Source organism: Kitasatospora sp. NPDC091276 (assembly GCF_040684355.1).
Lineage (GTDB): Bacteria > Actinomycetota > Actinomycetes > Streptomycetales > Streptomycetaceae > Kitasatospora.
The window spans coordinates 103321-113714 of record NZ_JBFBFU010000028.1 but is presented as its reverse complement, the minus strand read 5'-3'; the positions used below and the strand labels follow the sequence as shown (position 1 = coordinate 113714).

General features: G+C 73.7%; 9 protein-coding genes. 2 read left to right on the top strand and 7 right to left on the bottom strand.

Going from position 1 to position 10394, the window contains the following annotated elements; genetic code table 11:
• Positions 1–100 precede the first annotated feature (100 nt).
• Genes AB0O19_RS29625 through AB0O19_RS29615 form a run of 3 tightly spaced genes read right to left on the bottom strand, consistent with a single transcriptional unit; the run spans position 101 to position 3280 of the window.
• Positions 101–1420, bottom strand: a complete 1320-nt coding sequence (locus tag AB0O19_RS29625; RefSeq protein ID WP_363623879.1) for a cytochrome P450 — start codon at positions 1418–1420, stop codon at positions 101–103.
• A complete protein-coding gene (locus tag AB0O19_RS29620; protein ID WP_363623877.1) occupies positions 1404–2417 on the bottom strand; it encodes a terpene synthase family protein in 1014 nt (337 codons plus the stop codon). Before AB0O19_RS29620 ends, AB0O19_RS29625 begins: the two co-directional genes overlap by 17 nt.
• Positions 2414–3280 (bottom strand): methyltransferase domain-containing protein, encoded by an 867-nt coding sequence (locus tag AB0O19_RS29615; RefSeq protein ID WP_363623875.1) that lies wholly within the window; start codon positions 3278–3280, stop codon positions 2414–2416. The genes AB0O19_RS29620 and AB0O19_RS29615 overlap by 4 nt, the downstream gene beginning before the upstream one ends.
• A gap of 388 nt (positions 3281–3668) precedes the next feature.
• On the opposite strand from AB0O19_RS29615, the gene AB0O19_RS29610 reads away from it, so the two are divergent.
• Positions 3669–5057 (top strand): NAD(P)/FAD-dependent oxidoreductase, encoded by a 1389-nt coding sequence (locus tag AB0O19_RS29610; protein ID WP_363623873.1) that lies wholly within the window; start codon positions 3669–3671, stop codon positions 5055–5057.
• A 428-nt stretch (positions 5058–5485) separates the two neighbouring features.
• On the opposite strand, the gene AB0O19_RS29605 is transcribed toward AB0O19_RS29610, so the two are convergent.
• Complete coding sequence (locus AB0O19_RS29605; RefSeq protein WP_363623872.1) at positions 5486–6157, bottom strand: hypothetical protein; 672 nt, start codon at positions 6155–6157, stop codon at positions 5486–5488.
• 326 nt (positions 6158–6483) lie between these two features.
• Here AB0O19_RS29605 and AB0O19_RS29600 point away from each other — a divergent pair, with 326 nt between their 5' ends.
• The gene (locus AB0O19_RS29600) at positions 6484–6807 is read left to right on the top strand and encodes a hypothetical protein (RefSeq protein ID WP_363623870.1); all 324 of its coding nucleotides are present in this window, start codon (positions 6484–6486) and stop codon (positions 6805–6807) included.
• 115 nt (positions 6808–6922) lie between these two features.
• Here AB0O19_RS29600 and AB0O19_RS29595 read toward each other — a convergent pair whose 3' ends face one another.
• The 3 genes from AB0O19_RS29595 to AB0O19_RS29585 form a co-directional block, all read right to left on the bottom strand.
• Positions 6923–7480 (bottom strand): hypothetical protein, encoded by a 558-nt coding sequence (locus AB0O19_RS29595; RefSeq protein WP_363623868.1) that lies wholly within the window; start codon positions 7478–7480, stop codon positions 6923–6925.
• Positions 7481–7754: 274 nt separating this feature from the next.
• Entirely contained in the window at positions 7755–8495 is a 741-nt protein-coding gene (locus AB0O19_RS29590; RefSeq protein ID WP_363623866.1) for an SDR family oxidoreductase, read from the bottom strand.
• A gap of 114 nt (positions 8496–8609) precedes the next feature.
• The gene (locus tag AB0O19_RS29585) at positions 8610–10361 is read right to left on the bottom strand and encodes an amidohydrolase (protein WP_363623864.1); all 1752 of its coding nucleotides are present in this window, start codon (positions 10359–10361) and stop codon (positions 8610–8612) included.
• Positions 10362–10394: the final 33 nt, after the last annotated feature.

The following is a 10394-nucleotide window of genomic DNA, read 5'->3' as shown; positions in this document are numbered from 1 at the left end:
GGACATCGGCAGGACGACGGACCAGAAGATCCGGAACGTCCCGGCGCCGTCGATCCGTGCGCCCGGGCGTCGGCCTCCCAGCGCGGGCTCAGGGGCGGGCTCAGGAGTGAGCGGTCACGGTCGCGGTGAGGGGCGCGGGGCCGAGGGTGGCCGCCGCCATCGGGCGGGGGCGGCTGCCCGGGACCGGGTCCACGTGCCAGGCGGCCGTGACCGCCGCCGTCAGGAGGGTGAGCTCCGCCAGGGCGAAGTCGCCGCCGGGGCAGCCGTGCACACCGGCGGCGAAGGGCAGGTAGGCGCCGCGCGGGGGAGCGGGGTGCCGTTGCGGGTCCCAGCGGTCGGGGTCGAACGCGCCCGGGTTGCGGTACCAGCGCGGGTCCCGGTGCAGGGCGTAGGGGCTGTAGAAGATCTGGGCCCCGGGCGGGAGTCGGTGGCCACCCAGTTCCACCGCACTGCCCGTACGGCGGGGGAACAGCCAGATCGGCGGGTAGAGCCGGAGGGTCTCCTGGACGACGCGGTGGGTGAGGACGAGCGCGGGGAGGTCCGCCGGCTCGACGGGGCGGTCGCCGACGACCCGGCGGACCTCCTCGCGGACCCGGCGGCGGAGCTCGGGGTGGCGGGCGAGGAGGATGAACAGCCAGGCGGCGGCCGCTCCGCTGGTGTGGGAGCCGCCGACCAGCAGGGAGGTCACGTCGTCGTGGACCTGCCGTCGGTCGGCGCCGACCGACAGGTGCGTCAGGGCGGCGTTGTGCGGGTCCGCGTCGATGAGGGCGTCGACGACGCCGTGGAGGTCGTTCAGGGCGGAGTGGTAGCTGCGCCGCTCGGGGCCGGGCAGCCGGTCGAGGAACGCGGCGGCGGGCCCGTAGGCCCTGCGGCCCAGTCCGGCCACGACGACCGGCAGGGCGTGGTGGACGACGGAGGCGGCGCCGGCGGGGAGCGGACGGCCGAAGAGGGTCGCGGCGACCACGTTCAGGGTCAGTTCGGCCATCTCGGCGTTGAGGTCGATCCGTTGGCCGTGGCGCCACGAGTCGGCCCGGGCGGTGGCGAGTTCGGCCATGGTGCCGAGGTATCCGGGCAGGCGGGCGGCGCTCAGCAGGGGTTGGACGACGCGGCGGCGGTCCCGGTGGTGGGTGCCGTCGGCCACGGCGATGCCGGTGCCGAACAGGGGGCGGGACTTGGTGAAGATCTCGCCGCGGTCGAAGCGTCCCCCGGGTCCGGTCAGCAGGGCCATGACGAGGTCGGGGTGGTTGAGGAGGTAGGCGGGCCGGGGGCCGATGCGGAACTCGACCACGTCCCCGTAGCGGCGTTGGGCGTCGAGGAAGGCCAGGGGCGCTCTGGCCAGCCGGATCGCGTGCCCGAGGAGCGGGACGGCGCCCGGCACCCGGGCCGGGCGGCGGCCGGTGGGGTCAGGGGGTGTCGGCATGGTGGTCCTCTCCCGTGGGCGCAGGCGCGGTTGTTGTCGTTCCGGTGTGGTACCGGGGCGTGCTCAGGCCCCATTCCAGGTGGCCCCGGGCCCAGTCGAGGAGCGCCTCGGCGCAGTGGTCGGCCTGCCGCCGGAGGGCGGGTGGCGTGGCGAGCGCGCGGGCGAGGCCGGTGAGTTCGCGGCGGGCCCGGGCGTGGGCGCGCAGGCGGTCTTCGAAGGCGTCCGTCACGAGGAGGGTGGCGGCGTGCCGGTCCATGCCGCTGTGGTGGGCGGTGACGAGCACCAGGTTGTGGGGGTCGCCCTGGGCGGCCTCCTTGTCCACGGTCATCAGGTCGTTGGTCCAGCACACCAGGTCCGCCGCCGCGACGAGGAGTTCCTGGAAGGGGCGGGAGTAGTACAGGGACGGGGGCAGGAAGCAGCCGTCCGTTCGCTCGACGAGGTCGAACGAGGGCATGATCGCTCCGAAGGCCCGGCGCCAGGCGGGAAACCCGTCCGGGTACGGGACGTGGCCGGCCTGCCGGTGGGCGGCCTGCCAGACGCAGCCGGACAGGTAGTCGGCCACGTGACGACGGAACCTCAGGACCCAGGCGTCGGGCATGGCGTCCGAGGCCCGCTCGACGATCTCCGCGAGGGCCCGCCCCATGGGCGAGGTGGGCGCCGACCCGCACGAGACGATGCCGAGCGGCTCGTGCAGGTGTTCCTCCAGGCGATCGGCGTCACGCCCCAGGTCGCCCTCGTCGATCCGGTCGTCGAGGAGGAACAGCCAGGCCATCCACATCGCCACCAGGGCGCTGTCCGACCGGTCGGCCCGCGGATGGCACCACGCCGCCAACAGCCCGGGACGGATCCGCGCGAGGTTGCGCAGCTCCGCCGGCGTCTCGCAGAGGCCGGCGGCCTCCACCCACCGCAGGGTCTGCGCGTCGGCGGTCCCGGCGTGGTCGCCGTGGCGGGCCGGGACGTCCCGGATCGCGGAGCCCTTGAGCACGTCGATCGTCATGCGGCCCCCGCCTTCGGTTGTCGCGCCATTTGTCGTTCCGGCCGGCGTCGCGCCGGGCGCACGCCCCACATGGCGATCATCGCGTGCGCCGTGTCGACGAACCCGGGGCGGCGCAGGTGGGCCAGCGCCTCGGCGCCTTCCGCCTCCCCGAGGGCGCCGGAGCGTGCCATCGCGGGCAGGAGATCGGCGATCGAGAGCGCCCAGGCCCGCCCCGCCGCGTTGGTCGCCGTCAGCGTCGGGCAGTGGACCCGCATCCCCACCTCGCCGAGCCCCAGGCCCCGCAGCGGGGCGGGGAACGACCGGGCCCAGGCCGCCACGTCGCTGCCGAGCGTCGTGGCCAGGGTGGTGGTGACGGCGGCCCCGAGGCGCCGCACGACCGGATCGGGGGAGGAGGCGGAGGGGAAGAACGAGGGGTCCTCGATGTACAGGCGGCCGCCCGGCTTCAGCCAGGACGCCATGCGCCCCGGCAGCGAGGCGCGATCGGGCAGGTGGCACAGGACACTGCGGGCGACGATGAGGTCGAAGGTGTCGGGCGGGAACCCTTCGGTGCGCACGTCGTGTCGCAGCACCCGCAGGGCCGGGTGGCGCGGGCCCGCGAGGAAGCGGAGGTCCGTGTCGGTGGCCGTCACCTCGCCCTCGGGGTGACGGCGGGCGAGCCACAGGGCCAAGGTCCCGGCCCCCGCCCCGATTTCCAGACAACGGGCCCCGGCCGGTAATTCCCAACGCGCCAGATCGCCGGTCGTCGCGGGATCGCACAAATCGGCCAGGGCGTTCAGGCGTTCCATTTGCGCGGGGTGGGCGAAGGCGAGGACTTCGTCCCCGTACGCCGGGAGTTCGCGTTCCGTCGGCGGTTCCTTCCGCATGCGGTACCTCCTTTTCCTCGCCGATTGGATCAGTGCCGTTGTACCGCCCCCTGGCGACACGCCAGTCCGTTCGGTGCGGCGCACCGGATTTCGTGCTTCGCTTCTCGCGGCTTCTTGTGGCTTCTCACGGTTTCTCGCGGTTTCGGGCGTGGGAGGCAGTGAACACGGCGACGGTGACGGCGGCGCACCGCCGCCTCCCTCGATTCGCATCGATCTCAACACCGGTGTCCACGGGTGTCAACGGGGCGTCAAGGTACTGGCAGGAGCGCCATGGTGGTCGTGCCGCAGGAGATCCGGTGGGGTTGACGGACAACTCCGCGTCGTCCCAGAGTGTTTCTGCCCACGCGAAAAGAAACCCGGGGAACCGGGATGTCCGAGGAGGCGTTACATGGCCGAAAAGGGTCGTGAGGACCGCGTGATCGTGGTCGGATCCGGAATCGCGGGAGCGGCCGCCGCTTTTCGGCTGCGCCAGGCCGGTTGCGACGTCACTCTGTTCGAAAAGGAGGACCACGTCGGAGGCCGGATGTCCACCCGCGAAGTGCCGGTCGGAGACGTCCGATATCGCGTCGACCGCGGCGCGAGCTGGCTTTCCCGGAATTACGCGCCCATGATTCGGCTGTTGGAGGACGCGGGGCTCGCCACGCGCATGCTCCCGTGTTCGGACGAGCTGGGCGTGCTGCGCGAGGGCCGGGTGCACCGGCTCTCACTCGTCCAGGCCTCGGGACTCCTGCGGACCGGACTGCTCGGGTGGCGCGCCAAGTTCAAGGCGCTGAACCTGCTGCGCGACCTGGCGGCCGCCCGCCGCCGGCTGCGCTGGGAGGACATGTCCGGCGCCGCCGGGATCGACGGGGAGAGCGCTCGGGAGCACGCCCTGCGCCGGCTCGACCGGGAGCTCCTGGACTACCTGATCGAGCCCCTGTGCAGCACCCAGTTCCTCGTACCCGCCGAGGAGGTCGCCGCCGTCGGCGCCTTCTGCATCATGTGGGGCACGTTCGGGGCCGCGAGCTTCACCTTCGACGGCGGCGTCGGGAGCCTCCCCGGACACCTCCTCGACACCCCCGTGATGCGCGCCCCGGGCACCCGCGTCGAACTGGGCGCCCACGTGACCGAGGTCCGCCGGGACGGGAACGGGGGCGGGGCCGTGGTGGTGTGGGAGCGGGACGGCGAGGTCCGGACGGAGCGGGCCCGCGCCTGCGTCGTGGCCGTGCCCGCCCCGGTCGCGGCCCGGATCGTCACCACCCTCGACGACGACCAGCGCCGCTACCTCGACGGGGTCCGGTACACCAGTGACGTTCACGTCACCTTCGGGCTGCGTCGGCCTCCCGCCGAGACGGCCCTGGGCGTCGCCGTGCCGCGCCGGGAGCACCCGGACCTGTGCGTCGCGCTGTACGAGCACAACCTCGGCCCCGGCCGGGCCCCCGCCGGCCGGGGCCTGGTCACCCTGGTCTTCCGGCACCACTGGAACGCCGCCCGGATGGCCCTCGACGACGACACGGTGATCGCCGACGCCCGCGCGGCCGTGGGCGAGGTGATGCCGGGTCTGGCCGCCCACATCGACGACCACCGGGAGATGGCCGTCGTCCAGCGCTGGGAGAACGCGGTCCTCGCCCGCCCGGCCGGCGGGTACCGGGACCTCGCCGCCTTCACCGCGAGCCTGGATCCGGCCTCCCCCGTCCAACTGGCCGGGGACCACTTCGCCTACAGCACCACCAACGCCGCGCTCGCCACCGGCGAACGCGCCGCGCGCCGCGTCCTGGACCTGCCCCTCGCGACCTGAGGCGACCAACGCCCTTTCCCCGGCGGGCGGCATCCCCGCGTACCGTCAGCGCCCACCTGTACCGCATCTTCCCCAAGCCGGGCATCACGACGTGGGTCGCCCTCGGGGACGCCCTGAACAGGCTGGAGGAGCATGCCCCTGCCGCGTCCGAGACGGCACGGGCGACGGGCTGGCAGCGTCCGCTCCGGCGCGAGGGGGTGGCGACGGCCGGTCCGCGATGAGGACGGGGCGGCGGAGAGCGCCCGCCCCGGAGGCGCGGCTGGAGCGCCGTCCGGCCGGCTCTCTCACACGTATGACAGTCACGTGACCGCATCGGCGAGACATGTGACTGTCGTACGCGAGGCCGTTGGACACACATACGCGTTCCTGGGCGCCGAACGAGGAGAAGCCCGGGATCGGGGGCCTCCCGTACTCAACGGCATTTGAGGTCAAGGCCGTTGAGCGCTCTCCTGCGCCGCGAGCGCGTGTCGGCCGGACTCGGCGAGGGTGTACAGCACGGACCGCTGCTGCTTGTGGCGCTGGATGTTCCCCTTGGCCACGAGCGACTCCAGGGTGTTGCGCACGACCTGCGGGGTGGGGGTGCGGTCCGGGTGCTTCGCCAGCAGTTCCTCCCGCAGCTCCTTCGCCAGGCGCGGTTCGTCGTGACCGCTGAGCAGGGCCAACAGGAGCTCTCCGAGCAGGGGTTGCCGCGACGTCCCCGCCGCGGCGGCCCGTGCCGGCTTCCCCGTCCGAACCGTCAGTGCCGTCCGCGCCGTGGTCCCGGTCTTCCCCGTCTTCCCGGTCTTCGTGCTCTTCCCCGTCCGTGCCGAACGCGGCGAGCGCGGCGCGGGTGTGCGGGCGGGGGCCGAAGCGGACGCCCGGCGTCGCTTCGCCCCGGTGAGCACGGGCTCGTCCTGCGCCTGCTCGGGCAGGGACGCGGGCTCCGACAGGCCCTCGTACCGTTCGGCGAGGCGGAGGATGTCGACCAGGAGGGCTTCCTCCTGCTTCAGCATCCTGGCCTCCTCGGCCAGTTCCTGCTGACGCCGACGGTTCTCTTCCAGATCCGATGCGGCCTGATCGACGAGCCGCGTACGGAGCGTGCTGGCTGGTTGGCTGGTCACAACCGTTCACTCCCTAGTAATGGATGACGTTGCGCATGGTACCCACGCCGGAGCTTCCGTGGAGGAGGGTGCCGGCAGTGTGCGGCATTCCCCCGGGGCCGTGCAGTACCATTCCCGACCATCCCCGACGGGCGGGCGGGGAGCGCCGACACGGCGGGGCGGCGCCGACAGGACATCGCGCGGTCGGCGACATGGTCGGGGACATTGTTCCGCGACGTTACGTCATTCGACTGTTTCCGCCGTGGGCACCGATGGACGACCCTGCTCCCTTCCGCTCCCGCACACACCTGCCGGGTACCCGCCGACGCCCCGCGGGGGACTGTTCCGTGACCCGAACCCCCGTCGTCCTCATCCACGGTGCCTGGCTGCACGCGTTGTGCGGGCGGCGCGGCACACCCGCGCCGGAGGATGGACACCGGGAACGCGCGGCGGGCGCCCTGCTGCTCATCTCCGGCCAGGAGGACCGCATGGTGCCCGACAGTGTCACCCGCTCGGTGTACAAGCTGTACGACGACTCGACGGCGACGAGCGACCTCGAGCACTTCCCCGACCGTGCGCACTCGCTGACCGTCGACAGCGGCTGGCGCTCCGCCGCCGACCACGTGCTGCTGCGGCTCGCGCTCCAGGACATCCGCGGGTCCGACGCGTAGGCGCGGACGGCCGCCGGCCGGTACGCCGGTCGACCGTCACGGCACCGGCCCGCGCCCCTGCCGCCGTTCGGGCGGCTGGGGCACGGGCCGGTCGCGTGACCGTCCGGGGTGGGGGTCAGCTCGGGAAGGGCCAGGTCGGGCACCACGGCCAGGTGACCTGGCCCGGGTAGGGCGGGCCCCACGGCGGGCACTTGGGCAGGGTCGGCGTCGACGGGGCGCTGGTCCACAGGATCTTGCCGTTCAGCTGGACGGCGATCGCGCCCTCGTTGTAGACGGCCAGTTCGGCGCCGGGGTTGCCGCCGGTGTTGCTGGCCCACAGCGGGGTGTTGGCGGCGGAGTACACGACGAGGTTGCCGTCGCCCTGCATGACCAGGACGTTGCCGTTGGGGACGGCGCCCTTGGCCACCCAGATCGGGGTGGTGTCGCGGTACAGGACGACGTTGCCGTCGCCCTGCATGGCCAGCATGATGTGGCCGTTCGGCGAGTACCAGGCCTGGTCGCGGTTCAGCAGGCTGTTCATCGGGATGTGGGTGGGCTCGGACGGCGCGGCGGTCACGGCGGCCGGGGCCGGGGCGGCGGCCTGGGCGGCGTCGGCGGTACCCGTGGTGAGGGCGCCGAACCCGATGGTGGCGAGGGCGGCCAGGGCGGCGACCCGGGAGCGGAGTCTGGACATGGGTGGGCTTGAAGTCCTTCCGGGGACAGCGGAGTTGACGAGCCGGCGGGGGATTCCTGCGGCGCCCGCCCCGCTGCGTCCGGCGCCGCACCGAACGTTAGGTCCGCGTCGCGCCGCCGATCGGCAGATCCACCGGCAGCTTCCCGCCTGCCACCCCCCGCCTGCCCCCCCGCCTGCCACCCCCCCCACCTGCCACCCCCGCCGGCCCGCCCGCGTCACCGGCCCGCCCGCGCCGGCTGGCCCCGGTTCCCTGGAGAAGGTCCGCGCGGGGTGCTCAGAACGTCCCGCCGTCCAGTTGGAGGGTGCGGCCGGTCATGTAGGCGGCGTCGTCGGAGGCGAGGAAGGCGTACCCCGCCGCCACCTCCTCGGGCCGGGCCAGCCGCCGCAGTGCGGTCAGCGTGCCGAGCAGCCGCGCCAGGTCCTGCGTGCCGGCCAGGTCGGGGTGCACGTAGTGCGGCGCGCTCTCGACGGCCATGTCCGTGTCGGTCCCGCCCGGGGCGATGGCGTTGACGGTGATACCCCTCGTGCCCAGCTCGGCGGAGAGGTTCAGGACCATCGACTCCACGGCGGCCTTGCTGGCCGCGTACAAGGTGTGGTGGAAGACGGCCTTGCCGGCGCTCACCGAGGAGGTCAGCACGATCCGGCCGCCCTCGCGCAGGTGCGGCGCGGCGTGCTGCACGGTGAACAGCTGCCCGCGCGTGTTCACCGCGAAGACCCGGTCGAAGTCGGCCGGCGTGATGGTCTCCAGTGCGCCGAAGTACTCGATGCCCGCGCAGGAGGCGACCACGTCCAACTGCCCGAACTCGGCCACCGTCCGCTCGATCAGCGCCGCGATCTGCTCCGGCTCCGCGACGTCGGCCCGGACGGCGATCGCCCGGCCGCCCGCGGCGGCGAGTTCGGTCACCAGTGCGTCCGCGGCCGCCTGGTTGCCCCGGTAGCCGATCGCCACGGCCGCGCCCTCGCCCGCCAACCGCCGGGCGACGGCCGCGCCGATCCCGCGGCTCCCACCGGTCACGACGGCCGCCTTGCCTGCGAAGCGCCCCTGCTGTGTGGTTGACACCATTGCTCTACGCCCTCGTCTCGTGTCGGAATACGTGTGTCGGGAGCTCCCCGGCCCGGCCCCGGACGCTCAGCAGCAGCCCCACTGCGGGGTGGGCGCGGTGGCCGGGGTCGCGGAGGCCCGGGCGGCGGGTGCCGGCGGGTGGACGGTCGTTCCCGCCTTGATCGTCTCGACGACCTCGATGTCGCGGATCGCCTCCGGGTCGACCGTCAGCGGATTGGCACTCAGGATCACCAGGTCCGCGAGCTTGCCGACCTCGATGCTGCCCTTGCGGTCCTGCTCGCCGTACTGGTGGGCGGCGTCGAGGGTGATCGCGCGGACCGCCTCCAGGGCCGACACCCGCTGCTCCGGTCCGAGGACGACCCCGTCGGTTCGGGTGCGCCGGGTCACCTGGCTGGACAGCACGGCGATCGAGTCGGGCAGCGCCACCGGCGCGTCGTGGTGCGAGGTGTAGCGCAGGCCGCGGTCGAGCGCCCAGCGGGCGGGGGAGATGGCGGCCGCCCGCTCCTCGCCGAGGACGGTCCCGCGGTACCAGTCGCCCCAGTAGTAGGTATGCATGGAGAAGAAGGACGGCACGATCCCCAGCCGGGCGAACGCCTCGACCTGGTCCTCGCGGGCGGTCTGCGCGTGGATGGCCACGGTCGGGCGCCGGCCCGGCCCGGCCGCCTCGACCGCCCGGAGGAACTGGTCGATCGCCGCGTCGCCGTTGACGTGCGCCAGGACCTGCCAGCCCCGCTCGACCGCCGTGCTGACCTGCTTGGCCACCACCGCGTCGTCCCGCTCCGCCGGGTACCCGCAGTAGTCCTCGGGCTGCCCGGCCGGCGGCGTCAGGTACGGCGCGGTGAGCCACGCCGTGCGGCCCTGCGGCGATCCGTCCAGCACCAGCTTCACCCCGGCCGCGCGGACGCCGTCCACGTACTCGTCGCTCACCCCGATCGGGTCGTCCAGTGCGGAGGAGGTCGCCTCGCCGGCCTTCACGTACGCGACCACGTCGACCGCGAACGGCACGGCGGCGGCCGTGTCCCGCAGCGCCTTGAGGTTGGCGAGGGTGGTGCCGCCCTCCTGGACGGTGGTGAAGCCGAAGCTCGCCGCCGTGGCGGCGCCGGTGATGAACAGCATCAGCTGTGCCCGTTCCGGCAGCCCCGCGAGCGCCAGGTCCGAGGCCGGGGTGAACGCCTTCTCCTCCAGGACCCCGTCGGGCTCGCCGTACGCGGGCGGGACGGCGAGTTCGCGCCGCCGGATCACCCCGCCCTCGGGGTCGGGCGTGGCGGCCGAGTAGCCGAGCCGTTCCAGGCCGAGGCTGTTCACCGCGCCGAGGTGGAAGGACTGGTGGATGGCGAGCACCGGGCGGTCCGTGGACACCTCGTCGAGGTCGTCGCGGGTGGGGTGGCGGCCCTCGGCGAGCATCGCGTCGTCGTACCCGAACCCGACGATCCACTCGGAGTCCGCGCCCACCGTGCTCCCGGCCCAGTCGCGCAGCTTGTCCTTCAGCGAGTCGAGGTCGGTGACGTCGCCGTCCGGCGCGGCCAGCAGGTTGGCGATGGTGGCCTGGAGGCCGATGCCGCCGAGGTGCCCGTGCGCGTCGACGAAGCCGGGCAGCAGGGCGCGGCCCTTGAGGTCCCGTACGACGGTGTGCGGGCCGCGCCACTGGTCCAGCGCCTCCTGCCGGGGGCCGACGAAGACGATCGTGCCGTCCTTGACGGCCACGGCCTCGGCCTCGGGGCGCCGGGCGTCACTTTCGCTGCTCGCGGTGCTTCCGGTGCTCTCGGCGACGGTGACGATCTCGCCGCCGTGGAGGATGAGGTCGGCCTGCTGGGCCATGCGGGTCTCCTGGAGGTAGGGGATTGCGCCACG